We start from the raw sequence: 26,981 nt of genomic DNA, 5'->3' as shown, positions 1-26,981 counted from the left end.
ATAACAATGTCGTAAAGAATTTTTTTAGCGAATTATGTCTTTACGCTTTTGTACCCCTTTGTTTCATACTCACCCAATTAGACGTAGCATGGGTTCGAAAAGTTGCGTCCGTTTCAAAAAAAATTTTTATTTTTTTTGAATATGTATTCCGCTTTCCTACAGTCATAATTATACTATTGAACCTGTTCCTCCGTCATCCTACAACTTTTACCTGTTCAACCTTAATGTACAAGAGTTCTCTTGCGCATTTATGGTAGTCCCTTAATGAGTATATTCACTGTACATTATCCATAGAATATAAAGGATACATAAATCCCAAGGATACGCCCAGATTGAACACTTAAAGTAGCAGGTAATGACGGAGGATCAGCAATTTTTATAGCCTGCACACCCAGAACAAAACAAATTACTTCACTATATTAACCTTAGCACCGTCAGTAAGCAGGCTTATCCCCTTAACGGCAATGGTCTGACCCTCGGTGAGCCCCTTGGTTATTTCAACCTCCTTGGCGCTTTCCTGACCTGTTTGCACTTCTACCCGTTTAGCAGTAGTACCCTCAACTACATAAGCATACTTTTTCCCAGCCTGCTCCGTAATGGCATCCTGTGATACCAGAATGTTTTGTGCAGCTTCGGATTTCATATAAACATACACAACCATACCGGATTTGAACTCGCCAGATGGATTGGGTACTGAAATTTCGACAGGATATGCCTTGAGATCATTATCCATAACCGGATTGACAGCTGTCACTTTGGCTTCAATGCGCTTATCCAAAGAGTCCACCCCTACGGTTACAATAGATCCTACTTTTAGCTTAAGCAACTCTTCCTCAGAAACGTTCACTTTGGCGAGGATAGGATTTGTATTTGCAATCGTAACAACGGTCGCCTGAGGACTGACCATTTGTCCTGTTGTACCAGTCACAACTGAAATGGTGCCAGACATAGGTGCTCTGACTACAGCATTGACAAGCTGACTACGTGCAGTGTCCAAAGCAGCCTTGGACTGATTGGCCGAAGCACGTGCTACATCAATACCCGTTTTCTGTTGTGCAAGACGCAATGACTTCTGGGCATTAGTATATGTTGTCTGGGCACTTTCCTTGGATGTTTGCGCATTATGAAGTGAGAGCTGGGCGTTTTCCAATGCAGTTTGAGCTCTTCTATGAGCTATTTGAGACTGTTCCAGGTCAGATTGCGAAACAGCACCAGCACTAAACAACTGCTGGTTACGATTTAGCGTATTCTGAGCATCACGCACAGAACTCTGGGCATCTACCACAGCAGTCTGCGCTTGGGTAATGGCATTGTCTTGCTGTACCAGTGCGCTCTTAGCCTGGTCCACAGCAGACTCTCCCTGCTGAACAGATTGCGCTGCTCCGCTTTCAGCTTGCTTCAAACTAGCAAGGGCAACCTGGTAAGATTCCTGAGACTGCGTAATCGTGTCGTGAAGGTCTTTCTGATCAATCGTAAACAAAATATCGCCTTTGTTTACCTTTTGTCCCACCGTCAAATTAATGTTCAGTATTTTTCCGCTAATTTTCGGGGCAACCTGAGCCGTGTCTTTGGGCGCAAAGCTGCCTACAATACCTGATGAATCCTCAATACTGCCTTTAGCCACTTTTGCTACCTGGATCGGAATCGTTTTCTGCACCGCGGCCGGAGCGGCGGGGGCTTCCCCCCCACCGCAGCCTGCCAATGCAACTGACAAAAGCAATGTCGTGGCAATCAGAGCACTTTTTTTATTCATTATATCTCTTCACCTCATTATTAAATGTGAACACTCTTTTGTTGCATCTTTGCTTCTTTTTTGAGCTGTCTTTTCAATTTCCGTTCTTTACGCTTTTGTATCCTATTATCCATGATAACGTAGACTACCGGAATAAGAACCAATGTAATAACAGCTGCGAAGGATAACCCGAATACAACAACAACTGCCATCGGCGCTTGTGACTCGTTACCACTGCCTGTAGCAAATGCCATTGGGAGCAAAGCTAGTACAGTAGCCAGCGTTGTCATCAAAATCGGACGCAACCGCTCAGACGCTCCATGAATAATAGCTTCATCCCGATCTTGTCCTTCTTTTCGGAGCTGAATGATGAAATCAATCATGACGATAGCGTTATTCACAACCAGGCCGACGAGCATAATATAACCGGTTAGAGCCGACACACTAAGACTAGATCCTGTTACAACCAAACCAATAAGCACACCTATTAATGTAGGTGGAATCGAGAACATAATAACAAACGGCGTAAGCAAGGATTCAAACTGCCCTGCCATGACCATATAAATCAGCACTACAGATAGTAATATAGCTACTGCCAGATTTGTAAAGGACTCCATCATTTGCTCATTTTGTCCACCACCCGTATCTGCACTATATCCCTCAGGGAAATGAGTACCTTTCAGGAGAGCATCTATTTTTTGATTAACTGTAAGAATGTCTCCTGTTCCGTCTATGTCAGCAGTAATCTGTACTTGACGTGTTTGATTCTCGCGTGTAATAGTCTCGGGAACCTCACGCTTATCGATACTGGCCACCGATGACAGAGGCACATCGATCCCTTGTGCAGTTGTAATCCGCAATGTTTGCAGATAGGCCAGATCATGGCGATACTCATTCGGCAACGATATTTTCACATCAATCTGGTCTTCTCCGGTACGATAGCTTGTAGCAACCGAGCCGTTAAAGGAGGTACTCACAACAGACAAAATTTGAGATGCTGACAAACCATATCGGCTGGCAAGCTCTCGATTAATCGTAATCTCATATTCCTCACGAGTAGCATTCAACGTACTCTTAACATTCACCGCTCCCGGTATATTCTTAACCTCAGCTACGAGATTATCCGAAAGCTCGCGCAATACTTCTACATCATCACCCTTCAAGTTGATGTTTACGGCTGATCCACTTGATAACCCGGTTGAGGATTGAAGAATGATTTCCGCATCAGGGATATTTTCGACTTTTTTTCGGAGCTCATTTACCACGTCGTCAGTAGGCCGGACATGCCCATCCTTCAGCGTAACGCTAATCTGCGCAGCATTAGCAGATGTTGAACCGGATACACTTGATACACCGCCTCCAGAGCCTATAGTTACTGACATTTTATCAAGTTCAGGAATCTTTAAAATTTCCTTTTCAATTCCTCGAACAACCTTCTCTGTTTCTTCCAACATGGTTCCATTAGGCATCGTTACAGAGAGCGTAAACTCACCTTGGTCCGATTCAGGAATAAATTCCGTTTTAACCATAGGAATCAAAGCTGCCGCAGCTACAAACATAAGCAAAGTAATAGTCAAAACACTTTTACGGTGGTTAATCCCCCACTTGAGAATACGGCTGTATCCGCCTTTAAATTTCTCAAAGGCGATATTAAACCAGATAATCGGGTTAATCCCTTTATAGGTACCCGAAGAATATATTGACTCATCTGGTACAGTAGGCAACCAACGTGAACTAAGCATAGGTACAAGCAAAAGCGATACTAGCAAAGCAGCAATATGAGAGAAAATTACGGTCAAGGCTAACGGCTTAAACAGCACGCCCGCAATTCCATCTACAAATACAACTGGTAAAAACACTACTATTTGTGCAAGTGCAGATGCCATTACCGCATTACCCACTTGCTTGGAGCCATCAATAGCGCCCTGCAGCATGCTTTTGCCTTCATGTCGTTGTCTAAAAATATTCTCGATAATAACGACAGCAAAGTCAACAAAGGATCCTAGCCCCAGTAGCAATCCACTCAATGAAATAATGTTAATGGTTTGTCCACTGAAATACATCATCATAAACGTTGCTACAAAAGAAATTGGAATAACGATACTTGCAATAATTGTAGAACGTGCGCTATTAAGAAATAACAGTAACACGATAGCTGCAATAATAAGTCCTAATACAGCATGCTCTACTAGTGAATGTACAGAATCGCTAATAGGTTTGGAAGCGTCTGTGACCATCTCAAGCTGAGTCCCCGCAGGCAAGTTCTTACGGATTGAATCCAGGCTTTCCTTCACAGAATTAGCAATGGCAAGTGTATTCCCTCCGGTAGCCTTTGTGACTGAAATATTAATACTTGGCTTACCATTGTATGTGGAAATGGTGGTGACATCATCCAAGGAATCTTCAATGGTTGCGACATCCTTTAATTTCACACTGCCTTTGCCCACAGTGATCGGAGTCTCTCCCATTTCCGAAACAGCCTGATATTCACCTTGAACCCTGATTTGAATCTCCGTATTACCACGATCAACAGAACCTGCAGAGCCGGCCACATTATTAGCTGATAATGCCTGGCTGATCTGATCTAACGTAATACCATAACTTTGCAGTTTGGCTTGGTCTACAGTAATTCGAACCAACCGCTCTTGTCCCCCAGACAAACCGACTGAAGCGACCCCTGAGATTCTTTCGAGCTGTGGTTCGATGATATCCTCTGCAATAGGCTTCAGTTTGTTAACATCCTGATCACCAGTAAATGCCAAATTAATTACAGGTGTAGCATTGAGATCCAGTTTCAAAACACGCGGTGAATTGGCAGCTTTGGGAAGTGAACCCCGAACACCATCCAATTTATCTCGCATATCCAATGTAGCCTGATTTAGATCTACTCCCCAGTTAAACTGAATCATGACCATAGAGGTCCCCTCAGAAGACTGAGAGCTAATCGTATCCACATCCTGAATGGACGATAGACCTTTTTCAATAGGCTTGGTAACCAATTCCTCAACTTCTGTCGGTGTCGAGTTTGGAATACTGGTCACTACCATAGCAATAGGCAGCTTCATATCCGGCATCTGCTCGACAGGAAGTCTTAACGCAAAAATACCGCCCCCGATCAACAAAGTAACAATTAACATAAATACTGTTACAGGACGGCGTATTGAAAACTGAGACATCTCATCACTCCCCACTCACTTCTTTATGTAGCATTTAAGCACACTAATCCTCTACTACGATGAAATAGGCGTAAAGTTTCAGATAAATGTGCAAAAAAACATATAAGCAAATAATAAACACATTTTGAGATAAATACTTAAAAAAAAGTAGTTAATTTAAATGCATTTATGGTAGTTCAAGAACAAAAACGCTGTAAACTTACCCATCAGTTATCTGCTCATTGTTATTATGGCATAGGCCCTTAATCCCAGTCAAATAGCTGATTTTTAAAAAACATCCCTCTCATGTATATGAAAGGGAATTCCAAGTTCGCATGGAGGGATGTTCAATAAATTCAGTTTTTTTAGGATCTAGATTTTAGGAAGCAACTTTTTATCAGCCATAACTTTAGCTATAATAATGGCCGCATCTCCACGCAAGGTCAGAGATGTAGGATTAAACATATACCCTTTTTTCAGATCACTAGCATCAACAGGTGAACCCGTGATAAAGCCCTTCTTGGCAATCGCAAGCACAGATGCTTGTGCATAGTAATCAATCTTGTCTGCATCTTTAAAGGTTTTAGACAGATTCTTCATGATCTTGTCGTGATCTGTCTCCAGCTTCAAATTCAATGCCTTGGCGATAATGACTGCTACATCCTGACGTGTAATTACATCTTCCGGCATAAAGATTCTCGGTTGCGAACCTTTTACAATACCGGCACGTGCGGCTGTTTCAATATAACGATAATCATAGAGAGCATCTGCCGATATCGTATTTGGAATAGACACGTCATCAAAATGCTTCGCTCCGCTGAAATTAAGAGGAATTTGCAGACCTTTGACAATCATAGACGTAAATTCGCCTCTTTTAATGTAGCTGTCAGGTCCAAAGCTATTAATTGGATCCATTGGGTTCATGACACCCTTAGCCAAAGTGGCCTCAATGTAATCTCTGGCATACTTGTGCTTAATGACATCACTATACGTTTCTCCAACCTTAGCTACAACATAGTAGCCGAAACGATCAAACGGTACTTTAATGGTATGTTTCTTCGGATCCACCACACCGCCAATGTTCTGCCAATCTTTAAGATCCGAATCAAAATAGAACACTGTCATTTGTTTCCCTGCATCCTGCGCGATACTGCTATCATACGTCAAGGTTAATGTTGCACGCTTGGATGGTACTAATTCATTAGAAGGATCACGCCAGTAGAAGTTTTTGATCTTACTACTGTCATTTTGTGACTTATTAGCCAGTTGATAAGGATCAGTACCATAAGTTACCGGATCGTAAGCATCCGTTTTGATATCATCTGCTGTACCTGGGTCAATCCAGAATACCGGACTTGACTTGGTAAAACGAGTTGGGAATTCTCTGTTGAAGTATCTACTTCCATCTGCAATCAAGCTCTGCATATCCGACAATGCTTTTTCAGTTTCAAATTCATGACGGTCCACCACACCATCTTCGCTATTTGCTATCGCAAAGTACAATGTATGACCAGAGAAAACCTGATTTTTGAATTGCTGCGGTTGATCATAATCCCGACGAATCAGACTAGTTCCCTTAGCAAAAGCAAGTGTAAGATTACCATCAAACACTTTGTGCGATGTTTTCATCGCTTCCATGTACTGCTCACCAGGAATATTAGTAGGCACATATTTAACCGTAATGGTCTGTTTCAGTTTATCTTTACCTTTTGTAACCACTACGTCAATTTTATTATCTTTGTTGGCCTTTAGACCTGTGACGATAGCTTTGTAGGTTGAAGGGTAATCAACAGTGCCATCATAATCAGAATCGAATCCCTCTTGAATTGCTGTTTCCTTACCTACCATAACACTATCTGCATTACCTGCGTTCACAACCACTTGCACAAAGTTTTGATTCACGATTCTCTTTTCAGGAAGCGGACGCAAAATATCAAAAGATGTGGATTGACCAGATACTTGCAGTCGGAACGTTGCAAATGGTCCGCTCTTGCCACTGTTGTACAAGGTAATGTTATAGGCTACTGGTGTTCCATCTTGCGGAACGGTTTGGTTTTTCAACACAAAGCTGAAATACTTTTTGTCCGGGTGATAGTACACAAGCAGGTCTTTTAATTCTTTATTTGTAAATTTATCTGTAGTGGAACCAGAGTTGTATGCTGTCTTAGCATCTTCTGCTGAGTAAAACTCATTATTCAGCGTCCAATTAACCTCGCTGTCGTCCGATCCCTTAATCTCCAAAATATATTGATCTTTATTGGCAATATCGCTTAACGAACCATTGACCTGATCCGCTTTACCCAAATCAGCAATACTGAATGTACCAAATACATTGATATTTTTCAGGGATGTATTGTAATTGGTATCATCCACTTTAGTGAAATTAGCATCTTTTGTTTTCGGTGCAATTTCGCTATATTTCGGAGTACTGCTCAAGCCACTAACAGGTGTAAAAGGAATAATCCCCTGTGTGTTTGGAACTGGAATTACTGGAATATTGGTCTGTGTAAAGTTTACTTTTACCGTATTGCTATATTCAATACCTGGCTTGTACACAAATTTGATTTCATTATTCCCGCTTGCCAGTGCGTTGGCTGCGGCTGTTTCCGAGGAAGAAGCAAGCTTAAAGTCCGCCCCTGAGCCATCCAAATCAACCAATACATTATTAATATACAGGAATACATTTCGGTTACTTCCAGTGTAATGAATATCTGCTGTGTTGCTCACATCAAGCAATTTACCTTTAAAGTAGCCCAATTGAGTCAGCTTATAGGTATTCAAGTTTGAGCTGGAGGTATTTAACGGAATTTGTTGTCCGTCATAAATCGTATCATATTTCATGAATGGACCCTGCAACAGATTCACTGTGGCTTTAATTAACTTGGTCGAGTCACCATTCAGGTAAAAATTCAGTACGTTCTGTCCTTCTTTAGGCAAAGTGTCTACATAAGCAACGATTTTCTTCACTTGTGTTGACTTGCCATTGATTGTCCGAATCACATCTTGAGGTGATCCTACAGTATGAACCGATACCCCAGAAAGCTCACTGATTGAAGAAGGTGCACCGTTAACAACGATGAACTCCATACCTACAGGAACAGATGGAGCATCTGTAGTCTTGTTCTTCATAGAGCTTCCAGTTAACTTCATAGCTTCATCTATGGCAGTCGCCTGATCAGACCCGCTTCCATTAATTCTACTCAACAATTGATTGTTAAAATCAGGAAGATAGTTTACATCATCAATATACGGCTGAGTGCTGCTGCGCAATGTAAATTGGACAGCCGATGGAGAAGGCGGGGTACTGGTATCACTATAAGTTAGACCCAAGGATACTCTGGTCAAATGATCCACCACAACCTCTGAAGGTACAGTCACCTGAAATGGATATACCTTATAACCATTGGATGTAACCACATTAGCAGTATCAATCGTGGCATCAATCCCACTAGCACTACCCACAGCACTGCCATTGTTACTCACATCTGTAAACCGTGCATTGATTGTAGCCACTCCCGGATCGGATGCACCGCCTGGAACCAAAACCTTACCCTTCAAAACAACTCCACTCGTAGATGATACGGTAAAGTCAGGCGAAGTGGTCAGATCGGCCGACACATTCCCGTCCATGTTCAGGTTCAAATCGGAAAATTCAGGCTTGCCCGTATAGATCGTAATTTCACGTGTAACCGTAAGAGCCTGAGTTCCGTTACCCACTTTAAGAGTCACTATATTTTTACCCGGACTGAGTACAACGCTTCCTGTTAGTTTGTAGCCGGTATAAGAGTTAACAGTATACGTATTACTGCTTTTTGCAGACGTGAGTGTTACACTGTCAGCATTAGGCGCCGTACCTTGAATGACCACTTTAACGTCATCCGAACCGCTATTACCAGCGTCTGTCAGCACAGCTGTCTGGTTCTCTACTAACTGCTCAGTTTTACCGTTCAGCGTAGCAGACAGATCATAAACCTTTGGTCCATCCTGGTACTCTACGTAAATAGAATCCTTCATATCCGCCGAGTTTTGGCTGCTTTGGAATGTGATTCGGTTCAAACCAGGAAACAGTTTAATGTCTGTAACTTTAAGCGTGGAGCCAGTGACTGTAATTCCGCCCTTTTGGCTCTCATTTTTATTTACCACGTTAAGGGTCGTTCCATTTTTGGAGAGCTGGAATACACTATATGATATCGTGCTTCCGTTCACTCCGTTAATCGTTCCGTTAACTGTAATACGGTCCGTGTTTACCGACCTGGCTGAATCCACGTCATATTTTTCATTTGGAAAAATAAAATAAGTTCCCGTCGCAGCATGAGCCGTACCTACCAGGGCCGCCGGCACCAAGCCAATGATGAGACCAACCGTCAGCAACATAGATAGCAATCGTTTCAAATCATTGTCCTCCTTAGATTCTGTCGCACCTTGGGGTACGTAATCATTCAATATCTTTTTTATCGGTAGCGAACATACAAAAAATTAGTAAATACGCAAAAAAGGAGGGAGTTTTTTCATAGCGAAGAACAAAAAAGCCCTCAAACCCGCGGTATACCGCCAAGCTTGAAGGCTTACTTTTTAAAATAAAAAATTATAATTTCGAACGAGTCTGAGAATCTGGCTTAGCCAGCAACCGAATCAAGGTGTTAATCACCGGACGTTTGGTTTTACCGACAAGACCAATAACCTCGGCGCCGATCTGCAAGAAGAACATCATAATACATATCACGACAAAGATAACCCAGTTCGCTTCATTAAGCGCAGCATATGATTGAATCACGGCTAATACACCGAAAAATGCAGCAATAGCGTAAATAATCAATACGGTCTGTCTGTGGCTAAAGCCCAATTCACGCAGGCAGTGATGTAAATGACCTTTATCTGGTGAGAAAATCGGTTTTTTCTGCAACTTGCGACGAATGATTGCAAAAAATGTATCTGACAAAGGTACGCCGATAATGATCAATGGCGTAATAAACGATACAATAGCGATCTGTTTGAATCCAAGCATCGACAGCATCGCCAGGCAGAAGCCCAAAAATAGAGATCCTGTATCACCCATAAATATTTTTGCAGGATGAAAGTTAAAAAACAGAAATCCGATAATGCTGCCCAGCAGCACCAGACAAAGCATAGCAACCATATAGTTGCCCATCAGAAGAGACATTACAAAAATCGTTCCGATTGCGATTCCCGAAACACCAGCAGCCAGTCCATCCAGACCATCAATCAAATTGATGGCATTCGTTACACCTACAATCCAGAAAATCGTAAGCGGGATGGAGATCCAGCTTTCCAAAGAAGAATATGCATCCTGAAAAGGCACATTCACAAAATCAACACGAATATCAAAAGCAAATACAACCATACACGCAACGGCAATTTGAGCCAAAAATTTCAATTTTGCATTAAGATCAAAACGATCATCGAGAGCACCAATCAGTGTAATCAGCGTTCCGCCAATCAGAAAGGCTGCGATAAAATTAATATCCCGTGAGGACAACATTCCTTCAGGCACAAAAGGTAAAATCGCCAATAAGGACAAAAGAAATGCCAGGAAAATCCCCAGACCGCCAAGACGCGGCATAATTCGGGTATGTACCTTTCGGGCATTCGGCACATCGACGGCTCCAACCTTCACAGCAAATTTCTTGACGAGCGGTGTCAATAACAGCGCAAGTCCCAGTGCCATGATGAAACCAATAATATAGATCAATAGCATTTGATCATTCGACCCCCAATTTTAAAGCAATCCCTTTTCAGATGTAACCGCATTGAATTATACTCTGATCGAAAATAAATACCAAGCTTCATATTCTGGCAAATTAGTGGGTTTTGAAGGCAGATTCAAGCTATTTATCACACTTTTGTGACGTTTTCTTTTTCACGCATCACTTTCACGGCGAATTTCGGCAGCGCAAGCATTCTTTTGTAGCGACTTGGCTCTTTCAGTAGCCTATACAGCCACTCAGCTCTGAGCTTTTGGAACAATTTAGGAGCGCGTTTAGCTTTACCGGATATGACATCGAAGCTGCCGCCCACCCCCATCATCACGGGAACTCCTAATTCTTCTTTATATTTACCAATCCAGGGTTCCTGCGTGTCTGCTCCACGTGCTACAAACAGCAAATCGGGATTTGCTTCACGAATAGCTGCAATCACTGCTTCATCCTCTTTCGGTCCAAAAAATCCGTCACGCTTGCCGCAAACCGTAATTCCAGGATAAAGCTCATGTACCCGTTGTGCAGTCGCTTGAATCACCTCGGATGTCGATCCGAGCAAATAAACCTTCCAATGATAGTTTTCTCCAGCTCCAAGCAATTCATGTAACAAATCAAAACCCGCCACACGTTCTGGTACTGGATGCCCTACATAATTTGCGGCCCAAACCACGCCAGTCCCATCCGGGACGATGAGTTCCGCCTGCTTCATCACGGACATGTACATTGGATTTTCCAATGCAGCCATAACCATAATTGGATTAGCAGTAATTACTTGATGCGGACGGCGAGACTCTACCGCTTGGATCAATACATTTAATGTATCTTTCATATTAAGCCTTGATACCGGAACACCGAAAATCGGGACGGTAGGCACATTCGTAACCTTATCAACTGTCACTGTATCCATCATCCTTTGCGACACAAGTAATTAACGATATGCTGTGCCGGTAAGCGAGCCTCGCTTTTTAACAAAGCAATTGCCGCTCCCTGGCTCTCGATCCATTGACTTCGCTGATCCAGCAGTCGTACAGCCTCAGCAGCCAGCTTTTGACCATTCAGCGCTTCTGTGGTACCTACAGGCTGGCTACCGACACGATCAAGAAAATGGTCAATTTTCGGATCATAGGATATCCCCAACGGGGGCACATGATGGGATGCTGCATAAATCAGACTATGCAATCTCATCCCGATCATCAAACTGCAACGGCTGACTTCCAGCAGCATCTGCTGAGGATCGGTAACCTGCTCACACATGCTGACACGACTGCCCGTTTCCCTAACATCCCCTAATAAATCCATTACCATCCTTGAAGCCTGCTCATCGTCCGGCAGATGAAAAGGGAAAAAGCGCAAATGCACACGGCGTTCAGCAACTAATTTCTTCAAACCTTCCGCAATCGCCATTAATTCACGACGCTCCTTGTCCCAGTAACGTACCGACACACCAACAATCGGAAGTTCATCCTCCCCTTCAACAGCCGCTTTGTGCAAACCTTCAGAATGGGAGGGCATTGGAAGCCCCATTACGGGATCGGGAACAACCTCTACAGCAGGGCGTTTTAATTTCATGGTGCCCAGTAGCGCCGCAGACTGTTCATCTCTTACAGATACATATTCGCAGCGCTGAAACACAGACCGGATCATAGGGTAGAATATCTTCCGTTGCACCGGACCAATGCCTTGAGCATACACAAACGTCGGCTTTCCGGCCCACTGAGCCAGCTTGAGAATCGCAAGATAATAAGGAATGCTTTTGGGACTTGTTGCGTCCTGAAGCAAACTTCCGCCGCCGCTGATTAACCCGTCACTGTTTTTAATCGCTCTCCGAACTTCTCCCAGACTCATACGTGGTACGGCTTCTACTCCGTACATCTTCTGCGTCCAATCGGGGTCCGAAGACAGCACAACAGGCTTAACCGTAATACCCGCATGACGGCTTTCCTCCTCTAATGCTGTCAAAATCGACTTGAGCACTGCCTCGTCTCCACTATTGCGAAAGCCGTAATAACCCGAGATTATTATCGTTTGAACGGTGGTGACCATTTCTTCCAACATCCTTCCAGCACTTGCCACACGACAATTGCGATAATTCCCAGAATCAGACCAAATCCCAATCCTAGCAGCCCACGACTAAGCGAGAGTGCCGCTGGAGAATGAATGTGAGCAAAGGTATCGACCATAGAGGCTTGACCAATAACAGCTATAATCAGCAAATAGATCGCTTTGCGATATTTCAACGCAAGGAATGCACCTGCAATAAACAGTGGGTGTGCCATCAAAAATTCCTTATTACGCGGACGCACACCAAATGCATTCTCAAGGAAATTTCGGAAAACCAGCTCTGTGTTAGACACGGTACCCGCATTCCCTGTACGGCTCAAATAGTACACTCCTGCAGCTCCAATAACAGCCAGTACGATGACCCATAGTACGGTAATCGGCGTGCGCAGCAGCTTTGAGATTTCTTCGCGTATAGAAACGCCCCGATAAAAGAAAATATATATTGCCGCCAAAAAAATCGGCAAAATGTGAAGCAAACTTACGCCTCTAAATTGGTTCAGCACAAGGCTGTAAGCAATACTATTCAACAACGCAATAACAAACGGTACAGCAGCCAACGACAAGACTGCTGTCTGAACGTACAATACAAGTGTTTGAACGAGACGACGACCTACTGAAAGCTCAGGCTCCTGTTCACGTTTGATTCTAATCGTACGCACAGCAATAACCATTGCAACTGTGGGTCCGCTAATCGCTGCAAGTAGTGCCAAGCCCTGCTCCATCAAGCTGGAGTTCAGAACGTAAAGACCTGCTGAGCCAATCAATCCCAACCCAAATGCTAGCAAGGTCAACGCTGGAACAAAATACGACACCATAATGGAAAAGAAAGCCAGTGCCCCCAGCACAACCACCAATTTCAGGTAACGCTGGTACGACGAATCAACCACTTGAAATGATTCAGCCTGTCCAAGCTCAAATCCCTTTTTCTCCATCCGTTGAACAGCATTACCCGGTTTGTCCAAACTATGGATCAGGTTATCTACAGAATCCTTCACTTTGGCCTCAGCCACACTGCGGGTCGGAGCTGTATTAAGATACAGCATGCGAATGTTGCGGTCCTTGGTCGCCAATGCAAAACGATCAGCCAACGTCTCCACATCAAGCGTTGAATCTTTGTCGCTCAGTGAGTACAGGCGCACAACGTTATATTTTATAGCGTAAGCCAGCTTGTTGAAGCCTGCCTGCGGTTTTTTCAAGTTTTCAATAGCGGCCAGGCCAATATTGTATTTGTTCAGTAGTTGAGCGAATGCCGCCAGACTGTTTTCTTTCTCATTATCTGTAAACCCTTTGACAGAATCTCCTTCAAACAAAATGCGTTTTACGCCATTCTCCTGAAAAGAAGCCAACGTCTCTTCCGTCAATTCCTGATTGTAAGGAAGACTGTCGCTCATCCGAGGAACGATAAAAAATCCTTTACTCCGAAGCTGTTTCACGGCAATCGGATCAGGCTGCATGGGTTTGAGATACGCATCCTCTGGAGAAGTTTCTACAACGAGCCCTTCATGGCCCTGATAAGTCCATGGTTTTACGTTAATGTCCAGACTGTTAAAAGTACGTTCAATTAACGGCTTCAATGCCGAAGCGTTTTCCTGATTAGTGAAAACAACGTAAGTAAAATTCTCGTTGGCGGGTGATACCCGCTTTTCCATATCTGCAATGTTCTGAGTCGTATAGGTTACAACATGGCCTGCTTTGCGGAAATCATCCAGCGTGCTTTCATACATTGCCATACTGTTCACACCGGCCTGCTTTAAGCGGTCAAGCTGCTCATTCAGGTAATCCTGCGGGTGAGCCTGATACGAAGCTGCCTCCGTCAAATCCCGATAGTCGAATACGATCTCTACTTTTTTACTTGATGATTCTGTCTGCAGACGATCGGCAATTATAGGAATTGAAGCCAGCAAACCAAGTGCAACCAGAATCCATAACCATTTTCGAGAAGCCGTATTCCAATACTGCCATTTCTGATACACTAAAGAACCTCCTTAATATTCGGGATTTTGCAAAATCCAATGCTGCTCACCTTGTCCTTACTCAGTTGTTGGTAGGCACTCATTGGATTTTGCAAAATCCTCCGTTACCGGAACAAGCTTATTTTCCCAAAGCCTCTTCCAGTTTATTCTACAACACAGAAATAACCTCCACGGCGTACTGCCCTTTGCCGTGAGAGGTCACCGATTTCTTAGTTCGTATCCAATTACCTTAACCCTATTCTATTATAAATGGATTTAGCTCAAGCGTCTACGCGTGCCATAACAGCTTCCACCAGACGGCTGATTCTTCGCTCAGCATCCGCCAGAGAGGAACCTCGTACGGCAAAGTATACTTTAATCTTCGGCTCGGTACCGGAAGGACGCAAGCAGAACCACGAACCGTCTTCCAGTAAGAACTTAAGCACATTCTCTTGCGGAAGTCCGTCCAACCCCTGTGAGTAATCCAGCACTTTTTCCACCTTCACGCCTGCAATTTCCAGAGGCGGGGTAGTACGCCAATCCGTCATTTTGCCTTGAATCTGCGCCACTCCATCCTTGCCCTTGAGTGTGCGGGACTCCAGCTTTTCCAGAAAGTAACCAAACTGCTCGTACAGCTCCTCTAAAACATCATACAGCGTCTTGCCTTGGGTACTGTAATAAGCAGCCGCTTCAGCGATCAGCATAGCCGCCAAGACCGCATCCTTGTCACGGGCATAATTACCTGCCAAATATCCGTAGCTCTCCTCATAGCCAAACAGGTAGGTATAATCGCCTGTTTGGTCAAACTGATTCATTTTCTCACCAATGTACTTGAAGCCCGTAAGCGTGTTAAATACGGTTGCTCCAAAATGCTCAGCAATCACTGCGCCCATTTCACTCGTTACGATGGTTTTAATGACCGCTCCGTTACTTGGAAGCTTACCCGTTTCTTTTAGCTGGTTCAACAAGTAGTAGACCATGATCGCGCCAGACTGATTACCGGACAATACTACATACTCGCCGTCACGGTTTTTCACAACCGCTCCCATGCGATCTGCATCCGGGTCTGTACCGATCAACAAGTCCGCACCAATCTTTTCACCCAGCGCAATCGCCAGCTTGAAGGCATCGCGTTCTTCCGGGTTTGGAGATTTGACAGTGGAAAATTCAGCATCTGGCTGTTCTTGTTCAGGCACAATATGCACCTGCTCGAAACCGATTTTCTCCAACACATGGCGAATCGGTACGTTGCCTGAGCCATGAAGAGGTGTAAACACAACCTTGAAGTTTTTGCCCGGTCCAGCTGCAATCAGCTCACGATTAACACTCACACTGGCTACCGTATCCACAAACGCTTCATCTTCTTGCTCTCCAAGCCAAACCAGCAGGCCCTGTGCCTCTGCTTCTTCACGTGTCAGACGGTGAATATCAGCAAAAGAAGGAACCTCATGGATATAACCAATTACCTGCTCGGCCTGATCGGGAACAAGCTGACCACCTTCATCGTTGTATACCTTGTATCCATTATATTCAGGAGGGTTATGGCTTGCTGTTACGACAATCCCGCCACTGGCTCCCAAATGTCGTACGCTAAAAGAAAGCTGTGGCGTTGGACGCAAGGACGGGAATAGCTTGGCAACGATGCCGTTGCCTGCCAGCACCAAAGCCGCATCCAAAGCAAACTCTGGCGAGAAATGACGCGAGTCATGCGCGATTACAACCGAAGGCTTCCCTTCTTTCCCCGCATGCTGCTCCAAAATATAACGAGCCAGTCCCTGAGTCGCACGTCCAATGACGTAACGATTCATCCGGTTGCTGCCCGCCCCGATCACTCCGCGCAGACCACCTGTACCGAATTCCAGCTCTTTGTAAAAGCGATCCTCCAACTCCTGCTCGTTGCCTTCCAATGCGCGCAACTCCTGTTTGGTCTCTTCATCAATATAAGGGTCATGCAGCCAGCTCTCAATGCTTTCCAATGCTTTTTTACTCAACTGCGTCATGCCAATTTCCCCTCTCCGTTTTTGGTTGGTCAAAACAGGATTTCTATGTACACATCCACTCGGTTCAGACGTCGTGCTTATGTCAGCAGAGCTTGCTTATTGGGGAGGATCGGACAATGCAAACATAATCTCGCCCTCAGCTACTACTGTATCGCCTACCTTAGCCGTAGCCTTCCCTTTGCCGAATGCTCCTTTGGAACGGGTTATTTCCACTTCAAGCGTCAGCGTATCCCCAGGAACCACCTGTCCGCGAAAACGGAAGCCATCCAGCCCTGCCAAGAAACCAATTTTGCCGCGATTGCTTTCCAGATGCAGCAGTGCGAATGCCCCTACCTGAGCCAAGGCTTCAGTAATCAGCACACCCGGCATAACCGGATAACCAGGAAAGTGTCCAATGAAATGAGGCTCATTCATCGTTACATTTTTAATACCTACTGCTCTTTTCCCTTCCTCCAGCTCAATAATGCGGTCCACCAACAAAAACGGCGGCCGATGCGGGATAATCTCCTGAATTTGATTAACATCCAATTGCAATTTGTCCATTTACTTTAATAACTCCTCCCGCTTGCAGGGTTCAGGCCCTTAACAAAATAGAGCCGCTGCAAGCATAATATTACCCCGCCTGCGCTGCATAATAACAGTTCAAAGCGGTAACAATGTTAGATATCCTTCACCTACTGCAGAAGTGAAGGTTGAGATAAGGGGCTTTTTCCGCCGGTTATGCAACCAGAGGCGCGAAGAGGCCCTTTTGCCCGTGCTTGGTCTTACCCCGCAGTGTTTAAACTTCCCCATCATTATACAGTTATCAGATGTAAAAAGAAAATTACGCGGAAGTACCATATTGGGTGCTCCTATTATGGGGTGAAGCGGAGCTTCAATTTGAGTCAAGGGGGATGGGCTGCGCGATTTATTTGATCTTCCGATCGCTGTTGCCCCTTAATTTTTTCATTATATAAAACCCGATAAGGCTAAAATTCAGGGGCAAAGGCGAACGCTGCCGCTTCTCCAGATTCAAATAAACCTCTCCGCCAAGTTACTTTTGGCTCAAAAAAAGAAAGCCTCGCTTCAATAATACTCGCTTGGCGTGAAGGGCGGAACAACACCGAAGGCCCATGCGATGGCCTTCATTGGCCCTCCAACGACGTGCTGCGTTGGGCCAGTTACGTTTGGGCATAACAAAACCCTGCGCCGCTTGGCACAGGGTTTTGTTGTTTTTATATGCTACCCAACACAAATTGCGAGTGGTTTACCTTAACAAGAGTGGGGTCGATTGCGGGTAGCCAGCGGAGCGAAGGATTTGAATCTGGAGAAGCGTAAGCGTTCGCCTTTTCAACGGGATTTTCACATCTGAATAACTTATAAAAAAAGAAAATCCGGTTGCAACAGCGATCGTAAGATCAAATCATTCGCGGAGCGACCTTCTCCCTGCCCCACTATTTTTAAAGTAAACTAAGGCGCAAATATAAGATCAATGACATGCTGCCAGGTTTTCCATTCAAATACGCCTGCCAGCCCTTGCTTGCCTACGATCACATATCCTGCAATCAAACCACCCAGCAGCGAGAATAGGAACAGCAACGGGATTACGAAATAACGGGCAGTACTCCAGCGAGACTTCGCCTTTTCAGGCACCGGACGAGAATCGGGTTGTTCTTCTTTCATCACCAAATCCCTATGCCCTCAGATTGTTAGCCAGGTTCAACATTGTATCGCTAGAAGTCAGCGCCCGTGCCGCCAATTGATACATTCGCTGAACTTGCATCATGTCCGTCATTTCACCCGCTAAATCCACATTAGACTGTTCCAAATAGCCGGAACGTACAGATACGTCCGCTGGAACAGCGCCCGCTACACCTGCTGCACCAAATACATTCGCTTCTGTCACACCATATGCTAACACGAACAGGTTATCGTCCCGCTGTTCCAATCCTTCTGGACGTTGCACATCCATCAGCTTGATCCGCTGACCAACTATTGGATTTCCCGTTCCGTCTGGGCGAATGAGCAATTCACCGTCCGGGTTAATCGCTACCTTGGAGCCAGACGGAGCAGTTACAGGAACATCATTGTTATCCAGCACTTGATAGCCTTCAGCAGTTGTCAGGAACATCGTTTTGCCGTCATTCGGATCTGGAACAAAATGAAAGCTGCCGTCACGCGTCCAAGCCTTCTGTCCATTTCCCTGAACTTCGAACATGGCATTGCCCTGGATCGCCAGATCGGTAGGAAGCCCCGTCTCTTTAAGCGGTCCCTGCTCCATATTTTTCATAGCCGAAGCTAATTTCACACCGTAGCCCAAATTATAGCCGAGCGGCATAGCCCGTCCATTTTGGAGATACGTCGAAGGCTGCTGCTGCACATTGGCCAGCACATCTTCAAAAGAACCCTGTTTACTCTTATAACCAACCGTATTGACATTGGCGATATTATCGGCAATCAAATCCAAGCGTTGCTGCACACTGGCCATAGATACCATTGCGCCGATCATGGAGTTGTTCATCACTTACCCCCTGTTATACACGGCCTACTTCATTAACGGCCTTGTCCAAGCTTTTATCATAAAATTGAATGACCTTCTGATTCGCTTCATACGCTCTTAACGCAGCCATCATATCCACCATCGACTGCGAAGCGTCCACATTAGATACTTCCAGATAGCCTTGACGGACAGATACCACATCATTTGCAGTCATCGTTCTGGCCGTAGCACCGTCTGTATCATTCAGACGAAAATTCCCGTTACCTTCACGAACGAGCTGGTATGGACGGTCAATGACACTGATTCCGAGCGTCGTTCCCAACGTCTGATTGGAGGCTTTGTCCACCAATTCGCCCCGCTCATTTACTTTAAGCGCTGAAACAGCCCCCGTCAATTGAATCGGCTTACCATTCGTATCCAGCACTGCTGAACCCGTCGACGAGAGCAACGCACCCGTTCCATTTACCTGAAAATGCCCATCACGTGTGTAGCGTACATTACCGTTGCTGTCTTGAACCGTAAAAAACGCTTCCGGACGATAGGTGACTTCACCGTTAGCATTGATGAATTTCCCCGCCCGATCAAAAGCCATTGGCCGACCGGTTGCCGGGTCATTCACGTTAATATTGGACTGTATCGCGAAATCCGTAGCTTGTCCGCTATCCTTCAATGCCCCCTGAATGTAAGGGGAGAGGCTTTCCTCAGCAAAAACGCCAGTATTGAGCTTGCCGACCGTACGGTCCGGGTTATTTGGATTGCCCCCGGTCATCGAAATAAGCATTTCGGGAAAAGAACGCTGAACACTATTTTCCTGCTTGTATCCCGTTGTGTTCATATTGGCAATATTTTGCGTCACAGTGTCATGGCGTCGTTGTTGCGTTGTCATTCCGGCGGCCGCAGTATATAAACCTCTCAACATGTATCGTGCACCCCAATCCTATACTCTCCTGGTCAAACATCTGCTCGTACGGAGGCATGGAAGCCAAAACCTAGATAGCCTGCCTGACCGTATACGAGTCTTTTATAATCACTATCGGCAGATTAGAACTTTTTCTTAACGACATGATCCAAATTATCCAGCATAATTCCTGTGCCCTTAACGACACAATGCATCGGATCTTCAGCAACCAGCACCGGAACACGCAGTTCCTCGGCAAGCAGCTCGTCCAATCCGCTCAGCAACGCGCCGCCGCCTGTCAAAATAACACCGCGGTCAATAATGTCGGCTGACAGTTCCGGTGGGGTCTGCTCCAATACAAACTTGGCCGCAGCAACAATCGCTGACACAGGATCTCTGAGCGCATCCTGCACTTCAGCCGCAGAAATACTTAACGTTTTAGGCAACCCGGATACCATATCTCGTCCCCGAATGTCCATCTCTGCCTGTCGTCCGCTCGGATGCACGGTGCCGATGGCGATTTTAATATCTTCCGCCGTACGTTCCCCGATCAAAAGCTTGTACTTTGTTTTCACATATTTCATGATGGCGGAATCAAACTTGTCTCCTGCCATTTTAATGGAAGAAGCCGTTACTACATCCCCCATAGAGAGAACCGCAACGTCTGTTGTTCCACCACCAATATCCACAACCATGTTGCCACTAGGCTCAAAAATATCCATTCCTGCCCCGATGGCAGCTGCTTTTGGCTCTTCCTCCAAAAATACTTCTTTAGCCCCGCTACGCTCCGCCGCTTCACGAATCGCTTTTTGTTCCACTGAGGTAATGTTCGTCGGCGCACAGATCAGAATACGAGGGTGGCTATACCAGCTTTTTCCCCCTACACGATTGATAAAATATTTTAGCATGGCTTCAGTCACTTCAAAATCGGCGATGACACCGTCGCGCAGTGGACGGATGGCTATGATATTACCGGGAGTACGTCCAACCATACGGCGTGCTTCCTCTCCGACAGCCAGAACTCTTTTTGTATCGCTTTCTATTGCAACAACGGAAGGTTCGTCAAGAACAACCCCCTTCCCTTTGACGTGGATAAGCACGTTGGCCGTACCGAGGTCGATACCGATATCATTACTGAACATATTAAAAAGGCCCCCAAAGTGATATTTTAAAAAGCTAAGATTCGACAAGAAGCGGCAAATATATGTATAAACCTACGGTTACATGTCATTTTTCGATCTTGTACCATCTTTTAACATATCATACTTCAGGGGGTTGATTCAATGGCTTTGCCAGCCAATTCACTATATATTTTTAAGACTTGCCTGAAACGAGGATCTCCCTTCTTTTTCCGCTCGTTTTTTTGTACTTGATTTTCGTCGCTTCCCCTCCCCGCAGATGACGAATGGATTTATGGTATTCGAGAATGTGCTTCACCTGATCTGCAAGGTCTGGGTTGATTTCAGGCAGCCGTTCGGTCAGATCTTTATGCACCGTGCTCTTGGAGACACCAAATTCCTTGGCAATCGTACGGACCGTATTCCTTGTTTCCACGATACAGCGACCGATTTTGATGGTCCGTTCCTTGATGTAATCGTGCACGCTCCCGCCTCCCCACTGTGGATAGTTTGGTACATTATATGAGGAGTATGCCTATATATTCGCGGTATGGCGGGAAGACATGCTTCGGAAGGCCTATTTATTTGGCAAAAGCAACTTATGTTTACCCAATGAACTACAAAAGCACAAGAAAAAGCGAGGGATGATGATCCCCCGCTTTGCATGAAAAGCTATGCCGAATTTATTTTTTAGGAAGCAGACCGGTTGGATTCACTGGCTTGGCATCCTGATACACTTCAAAATGCAGATGTGTTTTCAAATCCTTTTCAAGTTCATTACGACCCGCCGAAGCGATGACATCGTTCTGTTTTACTTGATCGCCTTCTTTTACTTTCAGATCGTTCAAGCTTTGGTAAACGGTTCTGAGATTGTTATCATGCGTAATTTCCACAACATTGCCTGCCAGCGGGTGTTGTTCCACACGGGTCACCTTACCACTGAGGGCGGCTCTCACTTCGAACGTTTGATCATCGGCGCGAGAAAGATCAATGCCAGTGTTGGCGGTAAAGGTTCTATCGTACTCTACCATCGCAGCCGCCTGTTCGTCAGCTGTCGCGTTTTCGTCAAAGAATGGCTTTACGACCTGTACTGCGGCAGCATCCGCCACCGGCCATGCGAGATTTTCCGACTGGGCAACGACTTCCATACTTTCAGGCTGTTGTCCGGTGACATCGGTATTGACCGTTGATGTATTCTGTACCGATGAATTAGCTGGGTCAGGTTTGAAAGACTTCTGGTTGGCATCCTGATAGACCCACACTAAAGTTAGTATAATGGCTGCTGCGGCAATGTAGGCTGCCGGGTATGCCCACCTTTTGGACAACAGCTTTTTCCACGAAGACGGCCGTGAAGCCCTTCCACCCTGAAAGGTTTTGGGTGTTTCTTCATGATTTTGGTTCTGGTTTTTATTTTGTTCACTCATTTGCTCATCACCTCAGTAACCAGTGTTACCGGGTGCAACTCTTTTATACTTCAAAGTTTTGAAAAATTTACTAACTTAGAATACGAGAGGCTTGGGCAAAGGAAACGCCCGTGTAATAGTGAAGGAGAATTTGAGTGGCTGTATGTCCTTCCTTGGCCATTCCGTTAGCTCCCCATTGGCTCATACCGACACCATGTCCGTAGCCGTAGGTTGTAATGGCGATCTGATCTCCTTCGGCCTTCCACGTAAATTCAGCAGAACGCAGCCCCAGCTTGTTTCGGATTTCCGGTCCTGTAAAAATAGTGCCTCCTACCTCGATCTGCTTGATCCGATGCCCCTTTGTCTTGGAAAGTACCCGAATTTCCGGTATACTCCCTCCTCCAGTAGAAGCGGCTATCGCTGTACGGCTCAATCCCAATCTATCAAGCACATTCTGACGGCTCAGCGTGATGGTTTCTGTATAACGGGGCGCAAGCTGCTTGTCCCATGGACTTGACACACTCCGTAAATAAGGCACAGCCTTGGCCCATACATCCTCTGAATTTTCAGTATAACCGTTACTGGTAGAAAAAAAGGAAGCGGTAATCGGTTTACCCTCATATACCATGATCGTATCCTTGGTGTCGCGTACAGCCTGCCGGATTTTGGCCAGTTCTGCGGATTTGCCAGAATGCCCCCACTCTCTATTAAGTTTGGCTTTGGAAATGTAGGCCTGGTGCTTAACCGTATCGGTCACATCCGCCCCCGCCGGAGCGCCGCTGGTGTCATCAGCCAGCAAACGCCGGGCAATGAAGGTACGCGCGGCAATAGCCTGCGCCTTCAGCGCCTCGCCCTCGAAGCTGGGCGGCATTTCGGCTGCTACTACGCCGACAATGTATTGCTCTAGCGGCAGCGTCTCCGTGCGACCGGTGGACGTGACGTACACGCGCACGTCCGGCTCTGCCGCCGCTGGTACACTGCGCGCTGGCGCGGCGGGCACCGCAGGAATGGGCGGGACGCCCGGCAGGCGTGTAACAGGCGTCTCGCCCTTCGCAACCGCAGACGTGGCCGTGCGGTTGCTAGGCGGCAACGGCTGCGCCGTGTGGCTAGGCCATGCCAGCAGTGTGGGCACGGCCAGCGCTAGCGCCAGCAGGCCCGCCATAGCCGCGGCGGGCAGCCATGGGCGGCGGCTGCCCCAGCGCGGGACACGCCCAGCAGAAGGCCGCAGATGCGGCAGCAGCGCGGGCGGCAGGCTGCCGCGGGTCGTAGCTGCCCCAGAGACGGGCGGCGACGCGGGGATAGGGCGCTGCGCGGGAGTGACCGCCGCCGCCGTACGCCGGGCGGTGAAGGTCACTCTGTCAGGAGCTGACGCGCCCGGCGGAACGATCTGCTGTGGCACAGGACGCCCTGCCTGTACAACAGCTATAGAGCCGTGACTGTCTCCCTCAGGTGAAGCCCGGCGATGTTCCTTGGAATGATGAATCGGTATACGAATACGAACCTGTGAATCTTTCATAAGCTGAAACCTCCATCAAAGGGCTTGAGTCCGGCTGGAAGCAGTGATATGCTCCAGCAGATACTTTCAATCATATGAGGTCGTCCACTTTGATAGAACCCTTTTAAGAGAACTGAAAGAATGAAAAAGACAGGCTGAAAACATAAAAAAACCAAGCCCTTTATGGACTTGGTTTCTCACTTGTTCGTAAATGTTACAGCATGTAGCCGCATGAGGCTATATACGCTAAAGCTTAGGCCAGGGAAGGCTGGATCTTAAACAGATTCCCTGATGCCGGTTCTGGTATGACGCGCTCAGCACTGGAGACATCCAGCTTGGGCTCTTCTACCGTTACTCTGTAAATGTCCGCGCCTAACCCGGTCAGCTTCTCGGCCAGATGAACATAACCACGGTCGATGTGATGTACGCCGGATACCTCCGTTGTACCTTCCGCAATCAGTCCAGTCAGAATCAAAGCAGCACCTGCACGCAGATCTGTCGAGGTCACTTTTGCACCTGTCAATTTAGCATTGCCGGTTACAATTGCGGAACGGCCTTCAACTTTAATCTCCGCATTCATCAGATGAAATTCATCCACATGCATAAAACGATTTTCAAACACGGTTTCCGTGATAATGCTGGTGCCTTCAGCGGCAAGTTGAAGTGCCATCATCTGGGACTGCATATCCGTAGGGAAACCAGGATAAGGCAACGTTTTAACATCAACGGCCTTTAACGGTTTATCCGAAATCACGCGAATTCCATTTTCATCCGGTTGAATGATTACACCCATTTCTTCCATCTTAGAGATAACCGGTCCCAAATGGTCCGATATCGCGCCTTCTACATATACGTTCCCGCCTGTGATCGCAGCAGCAACCATGTAAGTACCTGCTTCTACCCGGTCGGGAATGACCGTATGCTTCACACCGTGCAGCTTTTCAACGCCTTCAATGCGAATAACGCCTGTACCTGCACCGCGCACCTTGGCACCCATACCGTTCAGGAAATTCGCAAGATCGACGATCTCAGGTTCCTTCGCAGCATTTTCAATGGTGGTAATGCCCTCCGCAAGAGTAGCGGCCATCATAATATTTTCGGTCGCACCTACGCTGGCTACATCCAAATAAACTTTGGCTCCACGCAGACGCCCGTTAATTTTAGCTTCAATAAACCCTTGGCCCAGACTAATCTCGGCACCCAATGCTTCAAAACCCTTCAAATGCTGATCAATCGGTCGCGTACCAATTGCACATCCGCCTGGAAGCGAAATTCTTGTGTGTCCCAAACGTGTAAGCAACGGCCCCATAACCAAAAACGATGCGCGCATTTTCCTAACCCACTCGTAAGGGGCTTCACAGGAAATTATCTTCCGTGCGTCAACACGAATGACCTCGTCTTGGTATGTAACGCCTGCTCCTAAGGACTCCAGCACTTTGCTAATGGTCATCACATCGTCTAGAGGAGGTGCATCAATGATAACACTTTCTCCTTCTTCTCCTAAAAGAGATGCGGCGATGATCGGCAGAACTGAGTTTTTGGCTCCGCTGACTTTGACACTCCCGGTCAATCTGTTGCCACCGCGGACGATAAATTTGCTCATCTATGGTTCCCTCCGCGCGTCATTTCCCTTTTCCATCATGGAAAAAAAGAACATATTCCGCTATTTTCATGCCTTGCTTTTTCATTACATAAAAAAACAAGATTTTACTAATACACTAACTGCCATCATAACACTGATTAAATCAAGTATACAAGCGTTTTTTAAACATGACGACTATTGTGTTTCCAGCCTGTCGGGCCAGCTATACACGTATAGTTCTTTTGTTTACCATTGTTAACAATATGGCGCGATGTTATTCGACAATTCCCGCAGATACAGGGCCATAAAGTCATATAACCCGCCCACTTCATATTAAAACACATTCTAAAGCATCTGGCTCCATGAGATATAGCTTAAAAGAAAGCCGGACACCAGCTGTCCCAACATAATGGCAAGAAACAAGTGCAGCAATCTGCCCTGTGGCCCCTTAGGATGCCTGATGAATAAATCCAGCTTTAAGCTCTGTAAAGCCCACCAAGCTAGCGCTATACAAATGAGCGACACGATCATGGAGACCAGCGCGGTCATACTCGCCGATTGACTTAACTGTTCAGCCAATTGCTGCTTCCCGTTCATCCGTAATCCCTCCCATCTGCGTCACAGACTTCTTTATAATACTCGGCGAACGCCTAATATGCCAGTGCTATTTCTACTTTCAGGACAATTATTTCGACAAAATACGAACATTTCCTTCTGTTTCGTGAATTTAAAAGGTACTATGTACCTAGCTATTAAGCAAGAAATGGGACAGTATTTTTGGAAATCATATCAAAAAAAGGGCTCGATCACAGTGATCGAAGGAAGGAAAAGTCTACCTCATCTTCTTCTGCCGGAACATCATTTGGCAGAAACTATGAAGCGGTCTCCTTGTCATCCCATCCGTATACCATGCCGAACCCTTTTACAATCCAGTTAAAAACCCAATGTTAATTCTTATTGGTTCTGATGCTCGTTGCATTCAGACGATTAAGTGCCCGTTGCAGGGCTACCTCCGCCCGATGATGGTCTACTTTCTCCTGTTTGCTCTGGAGCCGCAGCTCTGCCCGCTCCCTTGCCGCACGGGCACGCTCCACATCAATATTCTCGGAACGCTCCGCACTTTCAGCCAAAATGACCACTTTATCCTTGCGGACTTCGACAAAGCCCCCATTGACCGCAATCACTTCTGTCTGACCGCCAGTTTTAATACGTACCGGCGCAATCTTCAAGGGAGTGACCAAGGGAAGGTGTCCGGGTAAAATCCCGAGATCGCCTTCCGAGCCGCGAACACTGATGCTGTTTACCTGTTCTGCAAAGACCAGGCGCTCCGGCGTCACAATCTCCAACAAATATGTGCTCACTTGAATCCCTCCTGAAAGCTGCCCGCAG

At 46.1% G+C, this 26,981-nt stretch carries 19 protein-coding genes; all 19 read right to left on the bottom strand.

The genetic code is table 11. The annotated features are described in order from the left end of the window. Positions 1-406: 406 nt before the first annotated feature. The gene (locus ABH897_RS09380; RefSeq protein WP_404591675.1) at positions 407-1,753 is read right to left on the bottom strand and encodes an efflux RND transporter periplasmic adaptor subunit; all 1,347 of its coding nucleotides are present in this window, start codon (positions 1,751-1,753) and stop codon (positions 407-409) included. A gap of 20 nt (positions 1,754-1,773) precedes the next feature. Beyond that, positions 1,774-4,908 carry an efflux RND transporter permease subunit gene (locus ABH897_RS09375; protein ID WP_283653565.1) on the bottom strand — a complete coding sequence of 1,045 codons (3,135 nt, stop codon included), beginning with the start codon at positions 4,906-4,908 and terminating at the stop codon, positions 1,774-1,776. Positions 4,909-5,259: 351 nt separating this feature from the next. Then, a complete protein-coding gene (locus ABH897_RS09370) occupies positions 5,260-9,279 on the bottom strand; it encodes an S-layer homology domain-containing protein (RefSeq protein WP_404580900.1) in 4,020 nt (1,339 codons plus the stop codon). A gap of 193 nt (positions 9,280-9,472) precedes the next feature. Then, positions 9,473-10,603 carry a glycosyltransferase family 4 protein gene (locus tag ABH897_RS09365; protein WP_044648751.1) on the bottom strand — a complete coding sequence of 377 codons (1,131 nt, stop codon included), beginning with the start codon at positions 10,601-10,603 and terminating at the stop codon, positions 9,473-9,475. Positions 10,604-10,740: 137 nt separating this feature from the next. Then, a complete protein-coding gene (locus tag ABH897_RS09360) occupies positions 10,741-11,502 on the bottom strand; it encodes a WecB/TagA/CpsF family glycosyltransferase (RefSeq protein WP_283653567.1) in 762 nt (253 codons plus the stop codon). Between the two features lie 8 nt (positions 11,503-11,510). Then, complete coding sequence (gene csaB / locus ABH897_RS09355) at positions 11,511-12,647, bottom strand: polysaccharide pyruvyl transferase CsaB (protein ID WP_283653568.1); 1,137 nt, start codon at positions 12,645-12,647, stop codon at positions 11,511-11,513. Then, a complete protein-coding gene (locus ABH897_RS09350; protein WP_404591673.1) occupies positions 12,623-14,638 on the bottom strand; it encodes a DUF5693 family protein in 2,016 nt (671 codons plus the stop codon). The genes csaB and ABH897_RS09350 overlap by 25 nt, the downstream gene beginning before the upstream one ends. A gap of 260 nt (positions 14,639-14,898) precedes the next feature. After that, complete coding sequence (locus ABH897_RS09345; protein ID WP_283653569.1) at positions 14,899-16,617, bottom strand: phospho-sugar mutase; 1,719 nt, start codon at positions 16,615-16,617, stop codon at positions 14,899-14,901. Positions 16,618-16,713: 96 nt separating this feature from the next. Beyond that, positions 16,714-17,160, bottom strand: coding sequence for a 3-hydroxyacyl-ACP dehydratase FabZ (gene fabZ, locus ABH897_RS09340; protein WP_283653570.1), 447 nt, complete (start codon positions 17,158-17,160; stop codon positions 16,714-16,716). 906 nt (positions 17,161-18,066) lie between these two features. Then, positions 18,067-18,279 (bottom strand): DNA-directed RNA polymerase subunit beta, encoded by a 213-nt coding sequence (locus tag ABH897_RS09335; RefSeq protein WP_283653571.1) that lies wholly within the window; start codon positions 18,277-18,279, stop codon positions 18,067-18,069. Between the two features lie 10 nt (positions 18,280-18,289). Next, complete coding sequence (locus tag ABH897_RS09330) at positions 18,290-19,117, bottom strand: flagellar hook-basal body protein (RefSeq protein ID WP_283653572.1); 828 nt, start codon at positions 19,115-19,117, stop codon at positions 18,290-18,292. 13 nt (positions 19,118-19,130) lie between these two features. Continuing rightward, entirely contained in the window at positions 19,131-20,015 is an 885-nt protein-coding gene (locus tag ABH897_RS09325) for a flagellar hook-basal body protein (RefSeq protein WP_283653573.1), read from the bottom strand. A gap of 122 nt (positions 20,016-20,137) precedes the next feature. Continuing rightward, positions 20,138-21,136, bottom strand: a complete 999-nt coding sequence (gene mreB, locus ABH897_RS09320; protein WP_044646231.1) for a rod shape-determining protein — start codon at positions 21,134-21,136, stop codon at positions 20,138-20,140. Positions 21,137-21,308: 172 nt separating this feature from the next. Then, complete coding sequence (spoIIID, locus tag ABH897_RS09315; protein ID WP_007432737.1) at positions 21,309-21,596, bottom strand: sporulation transcriptional regulator SpoIIID; 288 nt, start codon at positions 21,594-21,596, stop codon at positions 21,309-21,311. A 199-nt stretch (positions 21,597-21,795) separates the two neighbouring features. Beyond that, complete coding sequence (spoIIQ, locus tag ABH897_RS09310) at positions 21,796-22,536, bottom strand: stage II sporulation protein SpoIIQ (protein WP_283653574.1); 741 nt, start codon at positions 22,534-22,536, stop codon at positions 21,796-21,798. A gap of 70 nt (positions 22,537-22,606) precedes the next feature. After that, positions 22,607-24,031, bottom strand: coding sequence for a stage II sporulation protein D (gene spoIID, locus ABH897_RS09305; protein WP_404591671.1), 1,425 nt, complete (start codon positions 24,029-24,031; stop codon positions 22,607-22,609). Positions 24,032-24,263: 232 nt separating this feature from the next. Further along, positions 24,264-25,613: a UDP-N-acetylglucosamine 1-carboxyvinyltransferase gene (murA, locus tag ABH897_RS09300; RefSeq protein WP_283653576.1), complete on the bottom strand. Its 1,350-nt coding sequence runs from the start codon at positions 25,611-25,613 to the stop codon at positions 24,264-24,266. 324 nt (positions 25,614-25,937) lie between these two features. Beyond that, the gene (locus ABH897_RS09295) at positions 25,938-26,189 is read right to left on the bottom strand and encodes a DUF1146 family protein (RefSeq protein WP_044646227.1); all 252 of its coding nucleotides are present in this window, start codon (positions 26,187-26,189) and stop codon (positions 25,938-25,940) included. A 350-nt stretch (positions 26,190-26,539) separates the two neighbouring features. Next, positions 26,540-26,953, bottom strand: a complete 414-nt coding sequence (locus ABH897_RS09290; RefSeq protein WP_283653577.1) for a F0F1 ATP synthase subunit epsilon — start codon at positions 26,951-26,953, stop codon at positions 26,540-26,542. Positions 26,954-26,981 lie beyond the last annotated feature (28 nt).

Origin of the sequence: Paenibacillus sp. RC73 (assembly GCF_044908085.1) — a bacterium.
Taxonomy (GTDB): domain Bacteria; phylum Bacillota; class Bacilli; order Paenibacillales; family Paenibacillaceae; genus Paenibacillus; species Paenibacillus terrae_A.
Note: the sequence above shows the minus strand (reverse complement) of the source record. Positions and strands in the feature narration are given on the sequence as shown.

Excerpts from the sequence above, each read along its gene's own strand:
- ABH897_RS09365 (WP_044648751.1), bottom strand. The coding sequence starts at position 10,603 with ATGCTATTGATCTATATTATTGGTTTCATCATGGCACTGGGACTTGCG.
- ABH897_RS09325 (WP_283653573.1), bottom strand. The coding sequence starts at position 20,015 with ATGTTGAGAGGTTTATATACTGCGGCCGCCGGAATGACAACGCAACAA.
- csaB (WP_283653568.1), bottom strand. The coding sequence starts at position 12,647 with ATGGTCACCACCGTTCAAACGATAATAATCTCGGGTTATTACGGCTTT.
- spoIID (WP_404591671.1), bottom strand. The coding sequence starts at position 24,031 with ATGAAAGATTCACAGGTTCGTATTCGTATACCGATTCATCATTCCAAG.
- ABH897_RS09335 (WP_283653571.1), bottom strand. The coding sequence starts at position 18,279 with ATGAAAGAAGAACAACCCGATTCTCGTCCGGTGCCTGAAAAGGCGAAG.
- ABH897_RS09295 (WP_044646227.1), bottom strand. The coding sequence starts at position 26,189 with ATGAACGGGAAGCAGCAATTGGCTGAACAGTTAAGTCAATCGGCGAGT.
- ABH897_RS09375 (WP_283653565.1), bottom strand. The coding sequence starts at position 4,908 with ATGTCTCAGTTTTCAATACGCCGTCCTGTAACAGTATTTATGTTAATT.
- murA (WP_283653576.1), bottom strand. The coding sequence starts at position 25,613 with ATGAGCAAATTTATCGTCCGCGGTGGCAACAGATTGACCGGGAGTGTC.
- ABH897_RS09345 (WP_283653569.1), bottom strand. The coding sequence starts at position 16,617 with ATGACGCAGTTGAGTAAAAAAGCATTGGAAAGCATTGAGAGCTGGCTG.
- mreB (WP_044646231.1), bottom strand. The coding sequence starts at position 21,136 with ATGTTCAGTAATGATATCGGTATCGACCTCGGTACGGCCAACGTGCTT.
- spoIIQ (WP_283653574.1), bottom strand. The coding sequence starts at position 22,536 with ATGAGTGAACAAAATAAAAACCAGAACCAAAATCATGAAGAAACACCC.
- ABH897_RS09380 (WP_404591675.1), bottom strand. The coding sequence starts at position 1,753 with ATGAATAAAAAAAGTGCTCTGATTGCCACGACATTGCTTTTGTCAGTT.
- fabZ (WP_283653570.1), bottom strand. The coding sequence starts at position 17,160 with ATGGACAAATTGCAATTGGATGTTAATCAAATTCAGGAGATTATCCCG.
- ABH897_RS09330 (WP_283653572.1), bottom strand. The coding sequence starts at position 19,117 with ATGAACAACTCCATGATCGGCGCAATGGTATCTATGGCCAGTGTGCAG.